This is a genomic window from Amphritea sp. GJ51-11 (assembly GCF_055808735.1).
Window position 1 is genome coordinate 2,738,070 of the sequence record NZ_CM147881.1, and the last position, 24,699, is coordinate 2,762,768.

At 47.5% G+C, this 24,699-nt stretch carries 17 protein-coding genes; 8 read left to right on the top strand and 9 right to left on the bottom strand.

Annotated features, from left to right (window positions below; translation table 11 throughout):
• Positions 1–42: 42 nt before the first annotated feature.
• Positions 43–1,293: an HDOD domain-containing protein gene (locus tag AC0L4K_RS12365; RefSeq protein WP_473266393.1), complete on the bottom strand. Its 1,251-nt coding sequence runs from the start codon at positions 1,291–1,293 to the stop codon at positions 43–45.
• 312 nt (positions 1,294–1,605) lie between these two features.
• Here AC0L4K_RS12365 and metG point away from each other — a divergent pair, with 312 nt between their 5' ends.
• From metG to AC0L4K_RS12380, 3 genes are all read left to right on the top strand, one after another.
• Complete coding sequence (metG, locus tag AC0L4K_RS12370) at positions 1,606–3,651, top strand: methionine--tRNA ligase (RefSeq protein ID WP_473266395.1); 2,046 nt, start codon at positions 1,606–1,608, stop codon at positions 3,649–3,651.
• Between the two features lie 71 nt (positions 3,652–3,722).
• Entirely contained in the window at positions 3,723–4,187 is a 465-nt protein-coding gene (locus AC0L4K_RS12375) for a CYTH domain-containing protein (protein WP_215950753.1), read from the top strand.
• 4 nt (positions 4,188–4,191) lie between these two features.
• Positions 4,192–5,175 carry a serine/threonine protein kinase gene (locus AC0L4K_RS12380; RefSeq protein WP_473266398.1) on the top strand — a complete coding sequence of 328 codons (984 nt, stop codon included), beginning with the start codon at positions 4,192–4,194 and terminating at the stop codon, positions 5,173–5,175.
• An 87-nt stretch (positions 5,176–5,262) separates the two neighbouring features.
• On the opposite strand, the gene AC0L4K_RS12385 is transcribed toward AC0L4K_RS12380, so the two are convergent.
• A complete protein-coding gene (locus AC0L4K_RS12385) occupies positions 5,263–5,823 on the bottom strand; it encodes a DUF1285 domain-containing protein (protein ID WP_473266400.1) in 561 nt (186 codons plus the stop codon).
• Positions 5,824–6,089: 266 nt separating this feature from the next.
• Here AC0L4K_RS12385 and AC0L4K_RS12390 point away from each other — a divergent pair, with 266 nt between their 5' ends.
• Positions 6,090–7,046: a hypothetical protein gene (locus tag AC0L4K_RS12390; protein ID WP_417221867.1), complete on the top strand. Its 957-nt coding sequence runs from the start codon at positions 6,090–6,092 to the stop codon at positions 7,044–7,046.
• 175 nt (positions 7,047–7,221) lie between these two features.
• Here AC0L4K_RS12390 and AC0L4K_RS12395 read toward each other — a convergent pair whose 3' ends face one another.
• The 3 genes from AC0L4K_RS12395 to AC0L4K_RS12405 all read right to left on the bottom strand — a co-directional run bounded on the left by AC0L4K_RS12395 (position 7,222) and on the right by AC0L4K_RS12405 (position 9,913).
• The gene (locus AC0L4K_RS12395; protein WP_473266402.1) at positions 7,222–7,995 is read right to left on the bottom strand and encodes a retropepsin-like aspartic protease; all 774 of its coding nucleotides are present in this window, start codon (positions 7,993–7,995) and stop codon (positions 7,222–7,224) included.
• 179 nt (positions 7,996–8,174) lie between these two features.
• Positions 8,175–8,540 (bottom strand): translation initiation factor Sui1, encoded by a 366-nt coding sequence (locus tag AC0L4K_RS12400; protein WP_417223369.1) that lies wholly within the window; start codon positions 8,538–8,540, stop codon positions 8,175–8,177.
• 53 nt (positions 8,541–8,593) lie between these two features.
• Positions 8,594–9,913 (bottom strand): deoxyguanosinetriphosphate triphosphohydrolase, encoded by a 1,320-nt coding sequence (locus tag AC0L4K_RS12405; RefSeq protein ID WP_417221846.1) that lies wholly within the window; start codon positions 9,911–9,913, stop codon positions 8,594–8,596.
• Between the two features lie 128 nt (positions 9,914–10,041).
• On the opposite strand from AC0L4K_RS12405, the gene AC0L4K_RS12410 reads away from it, so the two are divergent.
• The 4 genes from AC0L4K_RS12410 to AC0L4K_RS12425 all read left to right on the top strand — a co-directional run bounded on the left by AC0L4K_RS12410 (position 10,042) and on the right by AC0L4K_RS12425 (position 12,126).
• A complete protein-coding gene (locus tag AC0L4K_RS12410) occupies positions 10,042–10,284 on the top strand; it encodes a hypothetical protein (RefSeq protein ID WP_473266404.1) in 243 nt (80 codons plus the stop codon).
• A 190-nt stretch (positions 10,285–10,474) separates the two neighbouring features.
• Positions 10,475–10,951 carry a hypothetical protein gene (locus AC0L4K_RS12415; RefSeq protein ID WP_473266407.1) on the top strand — a complete coding sequence of 159 codons (477 nt, stop codon included), beginning with the start codon at positions 10,475–10,477 and terminating at the stop codon, positions 10,949–10,951.
• Positions 10,951–11,556 (top strand): SCO family protein, encoded by a 606-nt coding sequence (locus tag AC0L4K_RS12420; protein WP_417221841.1) that lies wholly within the window; start codon positions 10,951–10,953, stop codon positions 11,554–11,556. The genes AC0L4K_RS12415 and AC0L4K_RS12420 overlap by 1 nt, the downstream gene beginning before the upstream one ends.
• A gap of 93 nt (positions 11,557–11,649) precedes the next feature.
• Positions 11,650–12,126: a copper chaperone PCu(A)C gene (locus AC0L4K_RS12425; RefSeq protein WP_473266408.1), complete on the top strand. Its 477-nt coding sequence runs from the start codon at positions 11,650–11,652 to the stop codon at positions 12,124–12,126.
• 181 nt (positions 12,127–12,307) lie between these two features.
• Here the strand turns inward: AC0L4K_RS12425 and AC0L4K_RS12430 are convergent, their stop codons facing one another.
• The 4 genes from AC0L4K_RS12430 to AC0L4K_RS12445 are packed head-to-tail and all read right to left on the bottom strand — an operon-like array spanning position 12,308 to position 24,650.
• Positions 12,308–13,465 carry a beta-barrel domain-containing protein gene (locus AC0L4K_RS12430; RefSeq protein ID WP_473266410.1) on the bottom strand — a complete coding sequence of 386 codons (1,158 nt, stop codon included), beginning with the start codon at positions 13,463–13,465 and terminating at the stop codon, positions 12,308–12,310.
• A gap of 1 nt (position 13,466) precedes the next feature.
• Positions 13,467–15,632 (bottom strand): type I secretion system permease/ATPase, encoded by a 2,166-nt coding sequence (locus tag AC0L4K_RS12435; protein ID WP_473266412.1) that lies wholly within the window; start codon positions 15,630–15,632, stop codon positions 13,467–13,469.
• Positions 15,632–16,918 (bottom strand): TolC family protein, encoded by a 1,287-nt coding sequence (locus AC0L4K_RS12440; protein ID WP_473266414.1) that lies wholly within the window; start codon positions 16,916–16,918, stop codon positions 15,632–15,634. Before AC0L4K_RS12440 ends, AC0L4K_RS12435 begins: the two co-directional genes overlap by 1 nt.
• Positions 16,905–24,650: an Ig-like domain-containing protein gene (locus tag AC0L4K_RS12445; protein ID WP_473266415.1), complete on the bottom strand. Its 7,746-nt coding sequence runs from the start codon at positions 24,648–24,650 to the stop codon at positions 16,905–16,907. The genes AC0L4K_RS12440 and AC0L4K_RS12445 overlap by 14 nt, the downstream gene beginning before the upstream one ends.
• Between the last annotated feature and the right edge of the window lie 49 nt (positions 24,651–24,699).

Below are 24,699 nucleotides of genomic sequence, written 5' to 3' on the forward strand. Positions count from 1 at the left end.
TTCTACCAGTACGCCCCCATCACTCCAAGCGTTCAATAGGGTTTAAAAACCCTGGCCTACGCCGGAATACAACTGTGAGGCAAACTCTTCAGACATCTGCTGCCAACGCGATAGATTATTCTGTAACCCCAAACGAGTAAGATACTTCTGACTGATGCGACTACAGATACGACATTCATTGATATTTACCACATCGGGTAAAATAGAGTCCGCCAGATGCACCGCCGTTAATGGCGTGAATTTTTCACTGGTGGTGGCATTCGGGTTAGAGTGATACAACACCGCCTCAACCACCTCTGGGGATAAATTCCACAGCCCCAACATATAAGCCCCCACTTCCATATGGTTCACACCAAGGCGAAGTTTTTCAATTGCATAGAGAGGCTGATTCAGCGCCGCCGCTTCTTGCAGTACGGCACTATAGTGCTCAGCTTCACGGGTAGCGATCACTAGCATACCGATATCTTGTAACAGTGCGCCCAAAAATGCTTTATCGGCGATATCCGGGCTAACCCGCTGTTCACGGCAAATGGCTTGAGCAAAACGCCCTACCACCATTGAGCGGTCGAAGAGGTTTTCAAAAGAAAATCCAGACCAACTTTTACTCTGGGGAAAATGTTCAAACAAACGCGACACGAGGAACAGATCTCGCACCTGGCGCACCCCAAGAATCACCACCGCATCTTTAATTTTGAATACTTTATTGCTGAGCGCAAAAAATGCAGAATTAACCAGCTGTAAAATCTTCGCACACATAGCCGGATCTCTTTCGATGATCGCAGCAATATCTTCAGCCCGGGTTACATCCGATGCCAGCGCATCATTCAAGGCAATATAGACCCCGGGTAATGATGGTAAACGTTCAATCGCACCAACATATTCGCGGATCGCCGGTTTCTTCGATGCCTGCAATAGATGAAAGCTTTCTCCAATCTCTTTGAAGAGTTCACCAACGGCGGAGGTAAACAGGAGCGAACGGTGACAAAGCTCCGACGCTTTAGCCACTTGCGGTGGATGTAGACCATCATTCAACATAACCCGGACCACCCCAGGATGATGTTCGACCACCTTACGCAACCAGTGGTAACGAAAATCAAAATTTTCCACCGATAACTGCACCACAATCACTCGATAATCACCACTATCAAGCATCTGTTCAGCTTGTTCAGGCTGTTGTGCTAAATCGATAGTGACCTTACCTTCTAATGTGGCCGGAATCGCATTCAGATCAACTAACGGCTTACCGAGCCAGAGCACGGCAACCTGATCTTCTTTTAGAATGTACTCGAACATAGTCCTCTCCATCGGCTCATAGAACCCTCTCTTTATTCAGCTCCATGCCCAACGATCATACTTATCGACGCATAACACAGCCGCAAAACGGTATTGAGGTTGCCACTCATGATCCAGATGTATTATTCAGACGCTCATTAAGTTGTAGTCTTATTTACCCAACTTGCCAATGATGACTGCCCACTATAGTGAGAATATTCGCTGCACCTGGATTCCTCTGGCGAACAAAAAAGATCCCCTTTATGGCTGTATTCTCAATCATTTAAGAGTAAAATTGCGCGCTTATCTCTGAACCTAGACCTGCTCTGAATCATGACTGACAAACAACGTAAGATTCTTGTTACCAGCGCTCTGCCTTATGCCAACGGCCCTATCCATCTGGGACACTTGGTAGAGTATATCCAGACTGACATCTGGACACGCTTCCAAAACCAGCGCGGCAATCATTGCACCTATGTGTGCGCCGATGATGCCCATGGCACCCCCATTATGCTTAAAGCTGATCAAATGGGTACCACGCCAGAAGCGCTGATTAATCAGGTAAGCCAAGAACATCAGCGTGATTTCGCAGGGTTTATGGTGGGTTTTGATAACTACTACTCCACCCATTCCGAAGAGAACAAGCACTTCTCATCATTGATTTATAGTCGCCTACGTGATGCCGGTCATATCGATCGTAAAACCATTACGCAAGCCTACGACCCCGAAAAAGAGATGTTCCTGCCAGACCGTTTCGTCAAGGGTGACTGCCCGAAATGCGGCGCGCAGGATCAATACGGCGATTCCTGTGAAGTCTGTGGCGCAACTTACAGCCCGGTCGACATGAAGAACGCTTATTCCGCGGTCTCGGGTGCTAAACCGATTGAAAAAGAATCTGAACACTACTTTTTCAAACTGGGTGATTTCGAAAAGTTCCTGCGCAACTGGGTCGATACTTGCGTCCAAGAGCAGATGATTCACAAGCTCAACGAGTGGTTTGAATCCGGTTTACAAAACTGGGATATCTCCCGCGATGCGCCTTATTGGGGCTTTGAAATCCCCGATGCGCCGGGTAAATACTTCTATGTTTGGCTGGATGCCCCCATCGGCTATATCGCCAGCTTTAAAAACTGGTGCGATAAAAACGATGTCGACTTTGACGAGTATTGGAATAAAGATTCCGACACCGAGCTGTATCACTTCATCGGTAAAGATATCGCTTACTTCCATACCCTGTTCTGGCCAGCCATGCTTGAAGGTGCGGGTTTCCGTATTCCCACCAAAGTGTTCTGCCATGGTTTCCTGACGGTTAACGGTCAGAAGATGTCCAAGTCTCGCGGCACCTTTATTATGGCGGAGACCTATCTTAAACATCTGCGCCCAGAATACCTGCGTTATTACTTCGCCGCCAAGTTAGGCTCCGGTATCGATGATATCGATTTGAGTCTGGACGATTTCCGTATGCGGGTGAATGCCGACCTGGTTAACAAAGTCGTCAATATCGCCTCTCGTTGCGCTGGCTTTATCTACAAGAAATTTGATGGTCAACTCGGCAGCACCTTAGCCGAACCGGCACTGTATGATGAAGCGATCGCCTCTGGCGAATTGATTGCCAATGCCTATGAAGCGCGCGAATACGGTAAAGCGATGCGTGAGATCATGCATCTCGCCGATAAAGCCAACCAGTATATTGATGCGGCTGAACCTTGGGTGCTGGCGAAACAGGACGATAAACAGCAGCAGGTTCAAGACTGCTGCACCATGGGCATTAACCTGTTCCGGGTGATTATCTCCTATCTGGCCCCCGTACTGCCTCAGGTCGCAGACGATACCGCCGCCTTCCTGAACATCGATGGTTTTGCGTGGGATGCGATTAAAACACCGCTGCTGGATCATCAGATCAACAAGTTTAAGCCGCTGATGCAACGGGTTGAAGAAAGCAGCATTGAAGCGATGATCGAAGATAGCAAAGCAACACTAGCCGCTATCGCAGCGACTACCCCTGCGGCGCCAACGGCAGTTAAAACTGAGTTAGAGAAAGACCCAGTGGCCGATGAAATCACTTTTGATGAGTTTGCTAAGGTCGATCTCCGAGTTGCGCTGATCGTCAAAGCAGAACATGTAAAAGGTGCCGATAAACTACTGCAGCTAACGCTGGATATCGGTGGCGAAAACCGCAACGTCTTTGCCGGTATCAAATCTGCTTACAACCCCGAAGACTTGCAAGGCAAACTGACCGTCATGGTAGCCAACTTGGCACCGCGGAAAATGAAGTTTGGCATGTCTGAAGGTATGGTGTTGGCAGCAGGCCCCGGCGGTAAAGATCTCTGGATACTCGAACCCCACGAAGGCGCACAGCCGGGCATGCGGATTATGTAAACGGTCTTTATCACCGTTATACCATTATGATTAAAGGCACTGTAGAGTGCCTTTTTTATTGAGGAGTCGATATGGCACAGGAAATTGAACGCAAGTTCCTCGTGGATATAGATAAAGTCGATCTACCAAAGCAGGGTCTAACCATCTGTCAGGGTTATATTCAAACGGCCGATAAAACCACCGTGCGCATCCGCATCATGGGCGATAAAGCGTTTCTAACCCTCAAAGGGGAAACCCACGGTTTCTCTCGCAGTGAGTTTGAATATGAAATCCCGGTCAGCGATGCCCGCCAAATGCTCGATGAGCTCTGCAAAGGCCCCGTGGTCGATAAAACCCGCTACCTGATTCAGCATCAACAACATCTTTGGGAGCTGGATATCTTTGCCGGCGACAACCAAGGGCTGATCGTCGCCGAAGTAGAACTGAGCAGCGAAACAGAACAACCGGAACTGCCCGACTGGATAACCCAAGAAGTGACCGGCGACAAGCGCTACTACAATTCGAACCTGCTGACCCACCCTTTCAAAAACTGGTAATCCGATGAGCACAGTACACCCGTTCGAACATCTCACCCCGAGCTTTATTCAGGATGCCATTGAAAGCCTCGGCTATCTTTGTGATGGGCGGGTATTTGGCTTAAATAGTTATGAAAATCGCGTCTATCAAATTGGCATTGAAGAAAGCGAGCCGTTGATTGCAAAGTTTTATCGCCCCGCCCGCTGGAGCAAAGAACAGATTCTCGAGGAGCATCAGTTTTGCTTTGAGCTATTGGCGCAAGAGCTGCCCGTGGTTGCACCGTTAATCCGTGATGGGGAAAGCCTATTTTGTTATGGCGACTTTATGTTTGCCCTGTTCCCTCGCAAGGGCGGTCATGCCCCCGAACTGGACAATATGGATAACCTCTTCACCTTAGGACGAATGCTCGGTCGCATACACACCATCGGCGCCAGTCGCCCCTTTACCCACCGGCCAGCCATTGATATCGCTAGCTATGGCCATGAAAGTGCTAAACTGATCAGCGAACAGTTTATTCCCGCTGAACTGAAAACCTCCTATGACACTCTCACCGCCGACCTACTCAAGCTGATGGAGCAACACTGGCAAGTTTGCGAGCCTATCAACCACATCCGAGTCCACGGCGACTGCCATATCGGCAATATGCTCTGGCGGGATAATGCACCACATTTCGTTGATTTTGATGATGCCAGAATGGCACCAGCGATTCAGGATATCTGGATGCTACTCTCCGGTGAGCGGGACAGTCAGCAAGCCCAACTATTGGAGATTATTGAAGGTTATCGTGAATTCTGCGACTTTAACCCAGCGCAACTACGATTAACCGAAACCCTACGTACTCTGCGTATTATGAATTATGCCGCCTGGGTCGCTAGACGCTGGGAAGATCCCGCGTTCCCACACAACTTCCCATGGTTTAATACCGTGCGCTACTGGAGCGAACATATTCTCGAATTGAGAGAGCAACTGTTTGCCCTGCAAGAGCCGCCATTACAGCTGTATAATTAACGCCCGCCCAAAACAGCCTTTATTAGATATTAAACCCCGAACAAGCCCTGCATTTAAGGGCGTTCGGCCTACTAAGGATTAAAGCGGTTAACTTTTACCCAACACAAACCACTGACCACAGCTTTCCACTCCAAACTCCCCATCCCGTTCTTCTGCTAAGTCAGCCAGTTGATAGAAAACAGCTCGATTCAAGCGTCCCTCCATGCCATAGCGCACCATCAGATAGGGTGAAGGTTCATCACTATCCGGGGCCGTTTCGACACGTAACGGATGCTCCGCCGATGCCACCACCACATCATCGGTGGATGAGGTAAACACGAGCTCCTGCCCCTGCGACCCTTGACGCACATCTAGGCCAACAAAGAAGAACGGTACATCTTCAACCTGTATGCCTACTTTTTCGACCGGCGTGACCAAAAAGTAACGCTCCCCTTCACGCCATAAAATAGTCGAGAACAACGTCACCATCGCGGGGCGCTTGATCTGCCCACCCTCATGAATCCAACGTCCATCGCGCGTAATCTGTATATCTAGATCACCACTGAAATCAGGTTTCCAAAGATGCACCGGCGGCAATGCACGGCGCTTTTTATGATCACCTTCCAACTGTTGCTGTATAGAACTCAGGTCCGATTTGCTCTCGTTCACGACGTATCCTTGGCTATCTAAAACGGGTTTATGGGTATTGTATTTCAGTTGTCATTAAATCGGCTCATATTGACTGCAAAAAATTTCACCTTATAACTTAAACACATGAAAGACATTCATTGTTAGAATAGATCGTACTTAAAAAGTAAAACACAGCCGTCAAAGCATCGACGCACAGTAGCGAATACGATTTAGCCAGCACAAGCGATCGATTCGCGAGAAACATATTTGATTTAGCACCTGATTAAGCATATACGGATACCCTAATGAGCGACTCACAATTGAAACAGAAATTCGCCGACCCAAAACGCGGCGTCTATTTTATTGGCACCACCCCGCCGAAGTCTTCTGTTTCTATGGCACAGGTATCCGAGATAGGCACCAAGCTGCTGGAACGTCTCGAGCAGATCGATTACGATGGCGTGATCGTCTATGACATTCAGGACGAAAGCAGCCGAACCGATAAGCCTCGTCCGTTTCCTTTCATGAACACCCACGACCCACGAGATTACTCTGCCATTCTGCGAGAAAAATCTGGCCGTCCGGTGATCACCTATAAGAGCGTTTCTCAGCGTAGCCGAGATGACTTTGATCAGTGGCTAGACCGTGCTTGGTGTCCCCATGGTGTTCGTGACCTGGTGTTAGTCGGTAGCCCCTCCTCTGACGGGGATATCAAGCTGACCCTGCCACAGGCGTATGCCTCAATGCAGGAACACAGTCTCAACTTCAACCTCGGTGGCGTCACCATTGCAGAGCGTCATGCCAGCAAAGGCAACGAGCACCTACGGTTGCTAGAAAAAAGCGCCCAAGGCTGTGAATTTTTTATCTCGCAAGCGGTGTATAACCCTCAAGCCACTATTGACCTGCTGAGTTCCTATGCCCGTGAATGTAAAGAGCGTGGTTTAGCACCCAAGCGGATTATTCTCACCTTCACACCTTGCGGTAGCGCAAAGACACTCGAATTTATGGAATGGCTCGGCATCTCAGTCCCTCAAGCGACCTGCCACCGAATCCTTGATGCGCACAACCCGCTGGGCGAATCGATCCGTATCTGTCGCAATAATCTTGATCAGATTCTTGAGGCCTGTGGCGGCCTAGGTATTCCGTTGGGACTGAACATCGAAAGCTTAACCAACCGAAAAGAAGAGATAGACGCGGCGATTCGCCTGTATAAACTTCTCAAAGCCACACTGGATTTGAAACTCGCCGAACTAGAACTATAAGTCACCTCTGATAACAGAACGACAGCTTAGACGAACACAGCAGTCAGCTGTCATTTAGGGGATAGTCTTAAGCGTGCTGGCAAAAATAGAACAAAAAAGAAAAGACACAGAGAAATGGATAAACTTGTTTTCTCAGTGTCCTTAACCGTCATGAACTTAGGGTTACGCTGTTCGACTACAGTGCGTCTCCAGCCTTAGACTTATCAGCCTCATTATCCTCCGAAGCGTTGTCGACATTAATAGCCTTTAGCTGCACAAGCGCATCCGAGAACTGCTGGTATTTCTCCGGCGACCAGATAATCTTACGTTGCTGAAAGTCGATTTTATATTGACCACCACCGAGGATATCCATGCCTAAAAGCCCATCAAAGGCTTGCTGGCCGGTTGTTTCAATTACCGCGGTGGATTTATTTTCAATCCGATAGGGCCCGAGTTCAACCCGATCAAACACCACCCGTTCGGTTTTGATAATGCCGCCACCAGCCACCTGTGCATAACTGGAATTACGGCTGGAGATATTCAGTGAGCTAACCCCGTCACGATGAAGTACGGTCATACTCGCGCCGGTATCGAGCAACAGGTGTAGACTGGCTTTACGCCCCCGCCAAACAACATCCACCGGCACCAATACTTGGTTACCAATAATTTTCACGGGGGTTGTCATTTTAGCGATGGTGCTTTCTAACTTACGAATCTGCTGCTTGCGTTGAAACTCATTACTGAGCTGCTGCCGACTCACTTCACTGGCTTGTTTTTCCTCATCAGTTTGACGATCAGTATCGATCGACTGACTTTTTTGACGGTACTGGGGCGGAATTTTATGTTCACTATCAACATAGACTTTGCGTCCATTGCCATCGGTATAATGAAAGATTTGTGCAGTGACGGTAGGCGAAAACGATACGCTCACGCAAAGTAAAAAAGATATCACATAGATAGATCGACACATCGTACCGGCTCCCTGTTATTGCATCACCGGCTCCTTGCCGCTATGTGATGACTCAATTCCAAAACTGATAAACACCATTTAATAGGAAAACCGCAACGATCGCTAGAAACAGCAACATGAAGCGCATCATCAAACAGAACTTACAGACTCTTTTTCTTTTCCTCTTTGGCACCGTCATATTAACCACCCGCCAATTTCACACGATAGCCCTGCTTTTCGAGTAGCTGCTTTAGCTTCTCTCGATGATCACCCTGTATCTCGATAATGCCATCTTTCAATGAGCCCCCGGTACCACACTGTTGCTTAAGCTTTTTAGCTAGCTCTTTAAGTGCTTTATCCGCCAATGGAACTCCGGCAATCGTGGTGACGCCTTTCCCTTTGCGACCCGAGGTTTCACGGCGAATACGGATCACACCGTCGAGGTTTTCCAAACGCTGCTGATCGGCCAGTTGATCGCAGATACATTGATCGACCGCCTCTTGGCAGCCCGGACACACTTGACCTTTTTCAGTAGAGAATACCAGGCCACTTAACTGATCACGCATTGACACTACGTTATACCTTCTTCATTGTCAGAATAGAGTGAATTAAATAAAGCTTAGTTGACAGACATACCACCGATCTGACGCGCCAGATAGGCGGCGTAATTGTCGGTCATTCCGCCAATAAAATCGAGTACCCGCATATAAGAGGGGTACAGTGGCCACTGGGGTTCTGGACTATGAATGCCCATCAAACTAATAATCTTTTGGCTGCGATAACTCAGCTGATCACTGTTTTGAGTATGCAGTTCATAGGCCGCCGCACAAAAAGCATCTAACAAACTACCTAAGGTACTATAAGCGCCCACCTCAAGTTCTGCTTTACGGTTATCGGGAAACACGCGATCACGAGCTAAATTTTTGGCTTTCTCAAGCCCTTCTCGTACCCCAGGGTCACCGTCGGCCAGCAACTCTCCTGTATATTCACCGGCCATGATCCCCTCAAGGTTAGCCATAAAAGCCGAAACCGTTGATTCGACCATATTTTCCATTGCCATACCGCGCAGGGCCGAGATTTTACGCCGCGCCGAGGCCTGTGTGAAAAAGATCTGATCTTGGTAGTTAAGGTCACCGCAAATTTGCAGCATAATCGGCTTAATATCGTCAAAACCAAGAATATTTAACTCGATTGCATCTTCAAGATCTAAAATCGCATAACAGATGTCATCCGCCGCCTCCACCAAGAAAGCTAACGGGTGACGACACCAGTAGTCCTCACCGAGCTTAACCAAGCCCAATTCTCGTCCTAAGGCATTAAGAATTTCGCGCTCGGTGCCAAAGCAACTGAACTTGCCTTTTTTACCAGCTCGATCGACAGTCCAGGGGTATTTCAGCAGCGTCCCGAGGGTCGGGTAAGTCAATCGAAGACCGCCATCAAAGAGGTGATTTTCAATTCGTGTCACCACTCTAAAGCCCTGCGCGTTACCTTCAAAGGTCTGCAAGTCTAATAGCTCAGCAGCCGATAACTCGTCGAGGTAATGTTTCGGTGCCTTATGCTTAAACCAATCGCGAATCGCATATTCACCCGCATGACCAAAAGGAGGATTACCAATATCGTGCGCTAAACAGGCCGACTGTACAATAGTGCCCAGATCATGGGGACTTATCCATTCGGGCAACTGATCAGCCAGCAGCTCGCCCACCCGAATCCCTAAGCTACGCCCAAGGCTTCCCACTTCGATACTGTGGGTCAGACGGGTATGAATATGATCATTAAGCGATAAAGGATGCACCTGAGTTTTACGCCCCAGTCGCCGAAAAGCACTGGAAAATATAATGCGGTCATGGTCCTTGTGAAAATGGCTCCGCCCAACCTCTTTCGGGGTTAGATATTCATGGCCATAACGCTTGGTTGTCAGTAGTTTATCCCACTCCATGATACAGGTCCGTCAACGATTGTTACGTCTAGTGTGCGATATCAAACCACGCAAATCAATCGATACCGAGGTCAGACACACCGTTTTGAGCGGTCTGCTCGCAGCGATTTACGCCACTGGAGCGGAATATGTCTTTACCCCTTTCGGTTATACCCTGTGATCACGATATCCATATCATGTTTGCGCAAATCCGCTACCCAGAAGCACAACAACAATCATTGTCATTTCAAACAGCTCCATTGGCGGTGTATGTAGGCACACAGACGATCAGGATCGCACTGCGACATGAGGCGCAACGGCTTAGCGATCTTGAGGTCGAGCTTCAGGCCTGTCGTGACCGCTCAGTCTCGCGGCAGAAACCGTTAGGCTAACGCTAAGAGACCTCACTTCCAGCCACTGACATCCATCGGTGACAGGCCCTAAGTGATCGGCTTTCGGCCTGAAGACATAGCAAAATAAAACCGCGCTTCATTTCACTATCCTCATTGATAATGCGACAATTTGCCACATTCAGATCCACGCCCGAATCGGTGACAATTCAGCTAAAGGAAATACCTATCAATGGCGCAACCTAAAGCCAATAAAAGCAGTGCTAACTATCTTTACCTCATCCTACTCGGAGGCTTTATTTTGGCCGTCTGGTTAGGATCTTCGATATTCAGTTTGCCAACCAACGAAGCGGTAGGAGTTGAGAGTCGCTGCGATATTAATCACCAGGCCTGTACGGTCAACATCGGCGAAGCCCGTTTGACACTGGATATCCAGCCTCGGCCCATTCGTTCGATGACACCTTTCGACTATCAGGTAACCATCGAAGGGGCTGATGTCATCGAGGTAATGGTGAATCTACAGGGTAGTGAGATGTTCATGGGTATCAACCAAACAGCATTGACCGCTGTTGAGGGCAAGCCTGGCGTTTTCCATGGTGTTGGACAGCTCGCTGTCTGCACCACCGGAGAGATGTTATGGCACTTAACCGTCTCAGCAGACACGGCTGCGGGACCACTATCAACATGGTTTGAATTTAGAGCAAAATAATGGCAAACAACCTAACGACACTGCGTAATCTGTTACTGCTAACACTGGCTCTGCTGGCAGGTATTGTCACCGCCTATCTACTAGCGCCACAGCCAAACAACGCCAATAGCGGCTCGATGTTAAAAAAGCTCGGGGGCGACTTTACCCTCCAGGGAGTCGATGGTGATGTTTCACTGCATGACTTTCAGGGAAAAGTCGTGATGCTCTATATCGGCTATACCCATTGCCCTGACGTGTGTCCCACCTCACTCGCTGTTATCTCACAAGCCTTAAAAAATCTTAGCAGTGAGCAACAAAAGCAGGTTCAACCGATCTTTATCAGCGTAGACCCTGAACGCGATACTCCGGCACGTTTAGCCGAATATAGCCACTTTTTCCACCCCTCTATCATCGGCGTTACCGGTAGTCGTGAGAGCATTGACAATATTGTCGCTCAGTATGGCGCCTTCTACCGTATCGTTGAGATGAAAGATTCAGCGATGGGCTATGCCGTCGATCACTCATCGCGCATCTATATGATTAACAAACAGGGAGAGCTGGCAAAAGCACTCCTACACGGTACAACACCTGATCAAGTCGTCAGCGAAATAAAAAACCTGCTATGACCCCTCACAAAGGCGTTGATGATAATTTTATTTACCTTAAACCTTGACCGATAAATACGGTTCCACATAAACCGTGATGACAATAGGACTGTTATGAAAAAGCTAATTACGCTGGTTGCCGCACTGACACTGTCTGCTTCGGCTTTCGCTGAAGTGGTTGTAGATCACCCCTATGCTCGTGCTGTGCCACCAGGACAGCCCAATAGCGCCGCTTTCATGAGCTTAAAAAACAACAGTAATGAAGAGGTATCACTGGTGTCCGCATCAACCTCTATCGCCCAAGTCGCCGAACTGCATACCCACACCCATGCTGACGGGGTCATGAAGATGCGTCAGATTCCTCAAATCACTCTGCAAGCCAATAGCGAAGTAGAGCTAAAACCCGGCGGCTTACATATCATGTTGATCGGGCTTAAGCGTAATCTGGCTAAGGATGAAATGATCGACCTGACCCTCAATTTCAGTGATGGCAGCACTGAAAAGCTCGATATTCAAGTCATGGATGTGATGGCAGGAATGGGCAATATGAAGATGCATCATGATATGAAAAAGAGCATGTCAGCTGAATAATATTGCCTACTCAGCACCGCTGGCACCCCAAAATCGCTAAGAAAAACCCCTGTTATTCGAAAGTTCGAAGACACAGGGGTTTTGGGGGGACCTTAAAGGTTAATCCGGTTACTCAACTCTTCATTCCTACAAGCACTGTCTAGCTCACTACCGATATAGCAGAACCTAACCCGACTAAAATTTAATGTAACTTAGCCTTCAACAGCGGATTGAGTATGTAGTTTAATATTGTCCGCTTGCCTCCAAGGATATCAACCTGGGCAATCATTCCAGGACGAATAGGCAACATAACATTCTCTTTTTCCAAATAATTTTTAGTGGTGTGTACTAATATCTGGTAATAAAACTCTTTTCCTTGCGTAGTATCTTCTTCAATCGTGTCAGGACTTATTTGTACAACCTCACCTTTTAAATCGCCATAGATGGTGTAATCGTAAGCCGTCACTTTAACTCTTGCGGGCATGCCTGGGGCGAGAAAAGCGATATCCTTGGGTTTGATTTTAGCTTCAATAACCAGCTGCTCATCAATAGGAAGCACCTTCATGATAGGCTCACCCGGCTGAACGATCCCACCCTTAGTGGTAACCAGAATATCGTTCACCATGCCTTTTACCGGTGATGTTATGACGGTTCGTCGCAGCTGATCCTTTTTTTGCACCAACATTTCAGTGAGTGCGTTCAGTTCCGCTTTTTTCTGCGTCAATTCAGTATAAGCATCCTGCATATAACCATTATTGGTTTGCACAATTTGACCATTCAGGTCTTCGATCTCTTTTTCTAGACGCAGTTGTTCCATTTGGCTAACAGCACCCTCAGCAACGAGTGGCCGTATAATTTTAAGTTCGTCTTTGACGATAGACATTTTACTTTTGAGTGAAGCAATCCTTTGCCGTTTCTTTTCTCTACGTGCTTTAAAAAAAGAGGTTTCAACAGCAATATCCTTACTATCGATCGCATCATCCTCTGGAAAACTAATTTTTCGATTGCTTTTAACTTCTGCCTCTAATCGTGCAATCGAGGCCCGCAATGATGAAGCCTGACTTTTACCTTCCATATAAGCTGAAAAGAAACGTGTCTTATCCAATTCGATCAGCGCTTGCCCGGCTTCGACCATTTCACCTTCTTGCACCAGAAGCTTATCAATAATGCCGCCTTCTAAGCTCTGAATAAGCTGTAATCGGCTAGAGGGAATAATCCGTCCTTCACCACGAGTGACTTCATCAATTTCAGCAAAACTGGCCCAAACAATAAAGATAATAACCACGAAGCAGCATAACCAGAGTGCCGGTCGTACCTTAGAAGTACCCTTTGCACCCTTTAGTCTATCGAGTTCTAACATATCAAGACGCCTTATTAACAGCCTGCTGTTTCATTAAATCTTCAAATGCACCATCCATGTGGATTTTGCCGTTAGTTAACACAATGCCTCTATCACCTAATGCCAGCATTTTTCGTTTATGAGTGGCCATAATTAATGTTCTGCCTTTTAACCAGGTCTGTAAAAAACGGATAACGCTCTCTTCCGTCGACTGATCAAAAGCGGCAGTGGGCTCATCGAGTAAAACAATTTTCGGGTCTTGTAAGATAAGGCGCGCCAATCCAACGGCTTGCCGTTGCCCTCCGGATAAGCTGCGGTTACTTAAAATAGGTAAGTCTAAACCCTGAGGATGAGCCCGCACAGCCGTGCCAAGACCAATCGCATCAAGCACTTCATAAAGAACGTCATCGTCATAGATATTACCGCTCAGCAATAAGTTATCACGGAGCGAACCATGAAATAGGGCAACATCTTGCGGTAGATAACCAATATTTTTCTGCCGATCGGCGGGGTCCAACTGAGACATCGCAATATGGTCAAGCAGAAAGGTACCTTCTTGAATATCTTCTAGCCCAGACAACACTCGCAAAAGAGTCGATTTACCCGCGCCATTACTACCCAATAAAATGACTCGGCTACCCGCCGAAATGTTTAACTTAGCAATATTGAGTGCCGGCGGTGCATCAGGGTTGTAATGCAGTTTAACGCCCTCTAACTGGTATTCACCCAGAAGAGTTTCTTTGCGAGCAAACTGACGGCCCAAAGGCCTTTCAATGGGCGCTTTCATCAGGTCATTCAGGCCTTCCAGTGCAACCTTGACATGTTGCCAACGAACTAACACGCCTGTCATTTGGTTCACTGGCGCAATGGTCCGTGAAGCGAGCATCGTACAGGCGATAAGCCCACCAATGGTTAACTCTCCACTACTGATTAAATAAACACCGACCACCACGACAGCAACATAACAGAGTTGCTGAATCATCGATGCTCCTTGATTCAAAAAGGAGGATAATCGTCTCAGTTTAATATTATCGCTGGCCAGCTTGTTGGATAAGTTGTCCCATAACCGTAGGTTTCTTCCTTCGGCTTTAATTGCCTTCACGCTCTCTAAGTTCTCAATAACCTCGAGCATTAGTCCATATTTAACCGCCCCTTCACGAATATTTTCACGTGACAATGCCGCTAATTTGCCCTGCATTAATAGACTCGGTAATAACATCAAAACGATAGCCACTAAAGGCACCCAAACAATGGGGCCTCCTAAATAGCCAATCAGTAATAGGAATAAAAATATAAAGGGGAAATCACTGATGGTACTGGCCGTCGACGCGGTAAAAAATTCACGCACGCTTTCAAACTCTCGCAGTTGGCTGGAAAAAGCTCCTGTTGATCGAGGTTTAGCGGACAAACGAATCTGCAATACCCTATTAAACAGTGCAGAGGACAACTCAAGGTCTAACTTTTTACCGGTCATGTCTAACAGATGTGTTCGCAATAAGCGTAAAACAAAATCCAACACGATCGCCAGCACGACCCCTGATGCCAAAACAAATAACGTATCAAATGCATCATTCGGCACCACGCGGTCATAAACTTGTAATGCGAATAAAGAGGTTGCCACCGTCAAGCAATTGGCCACCAACGAAGCGGCACCCACCTCTAAATAGATTGGCCAACAGGCTTTTAAGCTATCTTTTAACCAGTGCTTTTCCTTCGCTTGAGCAAAATTTTCAGCCCGATTATCAGCGACATACTCAGGCTTCCCTATGATTAAAACGCCGCTATACTGTGCTTGCAATTGATCAAGGCTGAGTTCGACTTTTCCGCCGCTCTCATTCTCTAACACCGTTGCCATCGCTTGTTTCAGCTCAAGCAGAATCAGACCAGCATGATCATTAGTGATTAAGATAACAGGGAAATGTATTTCGCTGAGGTCATTCAGATCCATTGCCGTGACTTTAGCACTCAAACCGACCCGCTTAAGCGCACGGCTAATATGCTCGATGGGCAATCGCCCCTCTTCAAGCGGAAAGCCATCGGCTAATTCAGATTCGGTCGTGCTACGACCAAACAAAGCACTATAGCGAACTAAAGCTTGTCTTAACTTATCCTGTTTTACTTTTTTAAATCTAAAACGACGTGAAGCATCCGGCAAATCCCGCTGCTCGTTTACCTTTGTTCTATCCATTAGTTCAGAGCCGTTTTAGCTTGCTCGATAAGAAGTTGAGGAAGAATACCTAACGCTGATGCACTCCGATAAGGCAAGCGGTAAGTTTCGACAATATTATTAACGAGTTGATTGATTAACTCGTAATTTTCTCTTTCTGCATTCAGCAGTTCTTCAATGGTACGAATACCCGCATTAAACTGAGATTGATAAGTGTTAATCAAAATTTTTGTCTGCTGTAACTGATCCTCAATCGCTTTTTGCTGATGATGCAATGCCGTTACACTTTCCTTATTTGAATACAGATCACGCTCCATCTCTAAGGCAACAGAATCGAGACTCCATTGAGCCGCTTCAACTTGGATACGCTGCATATCCGTGCGTTTGAAGTTAGAAAATCCCTGCCCTAAATCCATTTGAAATCGAACCGCGACAGAGGAGTCATCCGTTAACTCCCCATCGATCTCCCTTCTTTGTGCTTGAGCCTGCAACACCAAGTTTGGTTTTTCAACCGCTTGTGCTTTTTGCACATTCGCCTCGGCAATAAACAGATCCTCTTTCGCCTTCATATATTTTGGCGAATTGTTGATAAGTTGCTTAACAGCGACTTCATCAATAAGTTTTCGCGTTAAAAGGTCGTCCATTTGCGTTAGTAACGGTAGGTTTTCCGGCTGGCGGTGGAGCAAATTAATATAGCGCCACTCTGCGCCTTTCAACTCACCAAGCAAAAATGCTTGCTGTTGCTCAGCATAACTAATCGCCTGTCTAACCCGGCTTAACTCCGCATGATCGCTAAAATTACCCCGCATTCGCTTATCCGCGAGATTCAAAATCTTTTTTAGCCGATCGTTATAATCATCAACCAGTGTTAATTTCTTTTTTGCCAAGGATATATCGAGAGACGCTTCGATAATTTCCAAAGACACTTCAGAACGCACCATCAGTAATGAATACATTTTCTGCTTCATTTGAGCAGAAGCCACATCAACGTTGCTTTGAGTCTCTCCCCAGTCATATAACATCTGAGTAAGTGCTAGATCATAGCCGAGCTCACCACTGACACCTTGTACTGGCCCAGCAGAAACACTGACAGAGGGCCAATAGCCGCCCTCTTCAACCTCAATATTCATTTCCGCGCTATCTAATTCAGCAATAGCCGCATGAACTCGAGGGTTTAAGCTGAGACCAAGGTTAACCAGATCCGTTAGTGACGCTTCCCCCTGATTTTGTTCAGCAAAAACAGGGGCCGCGAAATAAACACTAAACAGTATTAGCGCAACATTAGATAAACGTTTATACGCTAACATTGACATCATCATCTATATAAAGCGTCGTTGTACCCAGTGAATATTCTGCATACGCAACATTATCAATAGTAGTACTACCTTCTAAAGACCCACCTAATATTTGAACAGTATCACTGCTATTACCCGCAATAATCAGCTCATCATCTACTTCGGTTAAATCTTTAACTGCTTGCTCTGTTAATGTCAGAGTATTGGCCGTGTCATCCTCGGCAAAAGCAATTTTCTCAATATTGGTAATGGATCGATTAGTACTCAAATCAAGATTAACACTACCCTCTAACGTTAGAGTATCAATACCGGCACCACCATCAATAGAGTCAAAACCGCTACCGATTAGATAGATATCATCATCGCCGTCACCAGCATTGATTACATCGAGCCCTGAACCATCAATAATAACATCATCACCCGCACCGGCATTGATAGTATCGTCACCGGCACCACCACGTATGAGGTCGCTACCTGCCCCGCCATTAATGACATCATTATCGCCATAGCCGTAGATATGGACATCGTCGGTCTCAGTCGCATAATCAAGCAAGTCTTGATTATCGGTGCCTTCCACCACTGCAGCGTCATTATCTAACAGCAACCCCTCAGCCACATTAGTATCAACCAAGTTACCCAGCGATTCAGAACTACTTTCACCCAAGCTATCGGTGGCGGTAAGAGTGATATTATTAAGCACCTCGGCTCGCAAATCTAAAGACAGAGCACCCGCGAGTAGACTCTGATCGTCGTACATGTTTAATGTAGATAACAGTTCATTAATCGCTTGATTATCAATATCACCACCATCGATTGCGGTTATCGTTAATGTCGATGAAGTGCCTAGAAGTCCTAATACACCCGTGTCATTGACAACCTCAACCTTAAGCCCCAGCTCTGATGCTAACCGGTCTGAAACCGCTAAGTTCAGTGGCGCTAAATTGATATTAATCGGGGCTTGATAGTCAACTTCAACACTTTGTAAGTTCCCCTCCAAATCAAATACCGTGACATCCTGACCGCTAAAGTCCAGTGCACCCAGAGCACTCACACCTGCGATACCACCCACAGCACTAGAATCTGCTTGAATGGTAGGCGCAGTATTGTTAGCCACCGTATCGGGCTCAGGCGTTGCACTGGAACTTTCAAAATCGACGCGAGCGGTATCGGTATCCCCATCGCCATCGACTAACTCAACATCAACCGTGGTGGTTCCGCCAAGCAGGTCACTATCAACATCAACATCATCAACTAAGAGCGTCCCTTGCGCTAGCAGTGACTCAACAACCTCTTGATCGGTCGTCGCGCTGCCAACCAGGTCAACACCCTGAATCACAATACTTTGTTGTGCATCAAGCTCATTAAAACCATCCCGGAAGCCACCTGTTGTGTGCAGGTAAACAATGGTATTCGAACCGTCATAAACAAAGTGTAAGTAATTGGCTAAGTTACCCGCGTTAAAGGTGCCAATCTTACCTTCACCATCAAGCACACCGGTGAAATCCAACAGATCACCACCGGAGCTTACGGGGCTATTATCAAAATCGGTTATCACATCAGCAAACGCATCAGCTGCACTGCCGGTATCACCCTTTTCCCAGCGGAAAACATCAGCACCAGAGCCACCGGTTAGCGTATCGCTTCCCTGACCACCGATAAGAATATCATTACCAGTGCCACCGTCTAAAATGTCATCTCCGGTGCCGCCTCTCAGGATATCGGCCCCTTGATCGCCATTAAGCGTATCATCACCATCATAACCGTATAGGCGATCTGACTCGGTGGTACCATCAATCGTATTATTGGTATTATCACCTTCAAGCAGGGTTGTTGATGCTGACGCAGCGTTAAGCGCATTCAAGCCGACTAAGTCATTTGACGACTCTGTCACCGTGTTATTTAAAGAGTCAGTGACCTCAATACTAAATGAAGAAACAGCCCCCAGAGTGACTGCTGGCTCATTGAGGTAAACTGTTCCTAAAAATTCATTAATGACCTGATTATCAATAGGCCCTCCATCCAGAGATTCAATCGTAATCGAAGCCGCGCCACCAACACTGAGTACAGCTATATCCTGTGTCGTGACAGCTAAGCCAAAATCAGCGGCAAGTGCTTGTGAATATTCAAAACTGATTGTACCTAAGGCGAGGGTTAACACCGCAGAGGTTTGAATAACCACTTGCGTAATATCATTATTACTATCATTAACCGAGAAAGCCTGTGAATCACTTAGATTGATGAGGTTCAACGCATCAGCCCCAACGAGTCCGAGTAGTGCACTATTATCGCCAAGACTCGCCGTCGGTGCCTCTTGAACCTCAGGGTCAACAACAGCCACACCCGTTGTGGTATAGCTATAATCCCCCGTTGCAAGATCAACCGTTATGCTTTCACCTTTAATGGTATTAATAACCAATGTATTCGTAGCCGCATCAAAATCATTCGCACTGAAGTTCAGTACCAAGTCTGATTCACCATAAGTACTCACGCTATTTGTATCTGCGTCGTACTCAAATGTATAGCCGTCAATGGTAATACTCGATACGGTCGTGCCATCGACACTAATTTCCTGCACTACACTGCCAGAAACCGGTGTATCAACATCTGTAACCGTTAGCTGTGTATAGGCTTTAGCAACGGGTACATCATCCAGTACTTCAATAATGATACGACCATCAGAACTACTATTACCGGCTTGATCGACAGCCTGAATAGCAAACTCTAATGCTGACGAGTCACTGCCTAACCGAGCATGATCTAAAGGCTGCTGCAGATTAAACTGATAGCTGCCATCAGGATTTACTTCGAGGGTTGCGACAACATCCGTTGCTGTCGAACCGGTATAGATATTCTGACCTGTGGCTTGATCAACGCTCAATACCCAAATAACCGGGTCGCCGCCTGATGTGACAGCATCGCCAGTCAGGCTGACGGAAACGGAATCTAAAGGTTCATTGATAACCAGTTGGCCATTAACAGCGCTGTTAAGTGCAGACTCATCAACCAATTTTATCTGATCAACGATGACCGGGGCAGTGGCATCTAAGGTACTGGTACTCGTCAGATTTCCGCTATTCCCCACCGCATCGGTAACGACCATCTTCGCGACAATTTCGCCGTCTGTCAGGCTACTGATATCTTGACCACTGATGGTCAACACACCATTGGCATCGACACTCACATCGGCACTATCAACTAACAGTGTACTGGTCCCATCACTTAAGGTGACGTTACCTACCACACCGCCGCTTTCAACCTGACCACTCAGGGTGACGCTCAATGCTTCAGCCGCATTAATCAAGTCATCATCAAAGGTAATGCTGTTAACACCATCGCCATTGGTTGGCGCAGTTGCATCGATAACTTCAGTACCCGGAGCCCCGGTATTACCCGCCGCATCAGTCGCGGTGGCACTCACTTCAACACCATCTGCAATCGGTGTCGACGGCGTTGCACTCCAGTCACCATTGGCATCCGCATTGGCGGTCAGATCGGTTTGGCCATCTTCATCAATATCAATATTGACCGTGCTATTCGCTTCTGCAGTCCCCGTCAGTTCTTCACCATTGCTCGGATCGATAATCGGCGCTGCTGGCGCTGTTGCATCGAGGGTACTGGTAGCAGTTAAGTTACCCGTATTTCCGGCTAAGTCAGTAACCTCCATATCGACGCTGATAACACCATCGGTCAGGCTACTGATATCTTGACCACTGATGGTCAACACACCATTGGCATCGACGCTCACATCGGCACTACCAACTAACAGTGTGCTGGTCCCATCACTTAAGGTGACGTTACCTACCACACCGCCGCTTTCAACCTGACCACTCAGGGTGACGCTCAATGCTTCAGCCGCATTAATCAAGTCATCATCAAAGGTAATGCTGTTAACACCATCGCCATTGGTTGGCGCAGTTGCATCGATAACTTCAGTACCGGGAACCCCGGTATTACCCGCCGCATCAGTCGCGGTGGCACTCACTTCAACACCATCTGCAATCGGTGTCGCCGGCGTTGCACTCCAGTCACCATTGGCATCCGCATTGGCGGTCAGATCGGTTTGGCCATCTTCATCAATATCGATATTGACCGTGCTATTCGCTTCTGCAGTCCCTGTCAGTTCTTCACCGTTGCTCGGATCGATAATCGGCGCTGCTGGCGCTGTTGCATCGAGGGTACTGGTAGCGGTTAAGCTACCCGTATTGCCGGCTAAGTCAGTAACCTCCATATCGACGCTGATAACACCATCGGTCAGGCTACTGATATCTTGACCACTGATGGTCAACACACCATTGGCATCCACACTCACATCGGCGCTATCAACTAACAGTGTGCTGGTCCCATCACTTAAGGTGACGTTACCTACCACACCGCCGCTTTCAACCTGACCACTCAGGGTGACGCTCAATGCTTCAGCCGCATTAATCAAGTCATCATCAAAGGCAATACTATTAAGGCCATCGCCATTGGTTGGCGCAGTTGCATCGATAACTTCAGTACCGGGAGCCCCGGTATTACCCGCCGCATCAGTCGCGGTGGCACTCACTTCAATACCATCGGCAATCGGTGTCGCCGGCGTTGCACTCCAGTCACCATTGGCATCCGCATTGGCGGTCAGATCGGTTTGGCCATCTTCATCAATATCGATATTGACCGTGCTATTCGCTTCTGCAGTCCCCGTCAGTTCTTCACCATTGCTCGGATCGATAATCGGCGCTGCCGGCGCTGTTGCATCGAGGGTACTGGTAGCGGTTAAGTTACCCGTATTGCCGGCTAAGTCAGTAACCTCCATATCGACGCTGATAACACCATCGGTCAGGCTACTGATATCTTGACCACTGATGGTCAACACACCATTGGCATCCACACTCACATCGGCACTATCAACTAACAGTGTGCTGGTCCCATCACTTAAGGTGACGTTACCTACCACACCGCCGCTTTCAACCTGACCACTCAGGGTGACGCTCAATGCTTCAGCCGCATTAATCAAGTCATCATCAAAGGCAATACTATTAAGGCCATCGCCATTGGTTGGCGCAGTTGCATCGATAACTTCAGTACCCGGAGCCCCGGTATTACCCGCCGCATCAGTCGCGGTGGCACTCACTTCAACACCATCGGCAATCGGTGTAGACGGCGTTGCACTCCAGTCACCATTGGCATCCGCATTGGCGGTCAGATCGGTTTGGCCATCTTCATCAATATCGATATTGACCGTGCTATTAGCTTCTGCAGTCCCCGTCAGTTCTTCACCATTGCTCGGATCGATAATCGGCGCTGCTGGCGCTGTTGCATCGAGGGTACTGGTAGCGCTTAAGTTACCCGTATTGCCGGCTAAGTCAGTAACCTCCATATCGACGCTGATAACACCATCTGTCAGGCTACTGATATCTTGACCACTGATGGTCAACACACCATTGGCATCTACACTCACATCGGCACTATCAACTAACAGTGTACTGGTCCCATCACTTAAGGTGACGTTACCTACTACACCGCCGCTTTCAACCTGACCACTCAGGGTGACGCTCAATGCTTCAGCCGCATTAATCAAGTCATCATCAAAGGCAATACTATTAAGGCCATCGCCATTGGTTGGCGCAGTTGCATCGATAACTTCAGTACCCGGAGCCCCGGTATTACCCGCCGCATCAGTCGCGGTGGCACTCACTTCAACACCATCGGCAATCGGTGTAGACGGCGTTGCACTCCAGTCACCATTGGCATCCGCATTGGCGGTCAGATCGGTTTGGCCATCTTCATCAATATCGATATTGACCGTGCTATTCGCTTCTGCAGTCCCTGTCAGTTCTTCACCATTGCTCGGATCGATAATCGGCGCTGCTGGCGCTGTTGCATCGAGGGTACTGGTAGCGGTTAAGTTACCCGTATTTCCGTCAGAATCGGTCACAACCATCGACACCGTAATTTTACCATCGGTCAAACTACTAATATTTTGACCGCTGATCGTAACCACACCATTGGCATCAATGCTCACATCGGCGCTATCAACTTGTAGGTCAGTGGTACCATCGGTCAAGGTAATAGTGCCGATAACACCACCCGTTTCAACCTTACCCGTCAAGGTAACGCCTAATGCTTCAGCCGCATTAATCAAGTCATCATCAAAGGCAATACTATTAAGGCCATCGCCATTACCTGGTGCGGTCGCATCAATAATCTCTGTGCCTGGCGCACTAGTATTACCTGCTTCATCAGTCGCTGTAGCACTCACTTCAACACCATCGGTAATCGGTGTAGACGGAGTAACACTCCAATCACCATCAGTATCGGCCTGGGTGGCCAAATCAGTTTGCCCGTCGCCATCAATGTCGATATTAACCGTACTACCCGCTTCTGCAGTACCGCTAAGTTCAAAGCCCGCACTTGGGTCAATAATTGGCGCCGCTGGTGCCGTCGCATCAAGCACACTGGTGTTAGTTAGGTTCCCGCTATTACCAACAGCATCGGTGACCTCCATGGTGACGATAATTTCGCCATCACTAAGACCACTAATATCTTGACCGCTGATCGTCAGCACACCATTAGCATCAACGCTCACATCCGCACTATCAACTAACAGTGTGCTTGTCCCATCACTTAAAGTGACGTTACCAACCACACCACCGTTTTCAATTTGACCACTCAGTGTTACAGCCAGTGCTTCAACGGCATTAATCAGAGCATCATCAAAAGCAATACTGTTAACACCATCACCATTACTCGGAGGAGCCGCATCGATAATCACAGCACTTGGGCCACTAGTATTACCCGCCTCATCGGTCGCGGTGGCACTCACCTCAACACCATCCGCAATCGGTGTTATCGGCGTCACACTCCAATCACCATTCTCATCGGCTGTAGTTGTTAAATCGGTTTGACCATCTTCATCAATGTCGAGATTGACCGTACTACCCGCTTCGGCAGTACCCGTCAGTTCTTCACCGTTGCTCGGGTCAATAATTGGCGCTTCAGGAGGAATTGTATCGATGGTAATTAAGCCATCGGTTTGGCTCTCATTACCTGCGGGGTCTGTTGCAACGACGATAACGGGCGTTTCGCCTTCAGGTAGTTCAGCAAGTTCATCATCAGCTAATTGCCAAGTACCATCACCATTATTAACAGCATTATATTCAGCACCATCAACAATAACCGTGATCTCTGCATCATGGTCATCAACAGTGCCGGTTAAAGCCGGTGTATTATCATTACTAAGGATGGAATCAACGGTAACATTTGGCCCAGTATTATCCACTGGCGCAGCATCCGAACCATCCGAGCCGCCAGCGAGTGCTGCACCTAATACAAGCCCTCCCAAAACAACCGGCAACCACGGAAACAAAAAATTGACCGAATCATAGCCGAGGCTTTGATAGCTCTCTTCGCCGTCTTTAAGCTCCCATAAAAGGTCACTTTCCAAACCAGTTTGAGGTACAAAATTATAATAAGAACCGTCTTCAGCCAAACCAACTAATGCAGGTGGATTTTCAAGATCATAATAATCAGAAATAACTAAATCAGGGGCTGCATCTGCTGCAGAATCACTTAGTCTAACTTCTAAATCAGCATTATTTCTTTTAAAAAGAACCTGCTGTGGAGCGACATTAAAATCTAGCTGACGAAGTTCAATAACCGTATCGGCTTGGGCATTTATATTAACAAGACTCTCATTTAAACCCGCAACCTTAGAGTCTAAAACCCCTTCAGAATTCTGAACAATGACTTGAAAAGTGGTTGTCATAATGAACCTACAAAATAATTTATTTGATTAAGGCTTCTTAAACTTAATT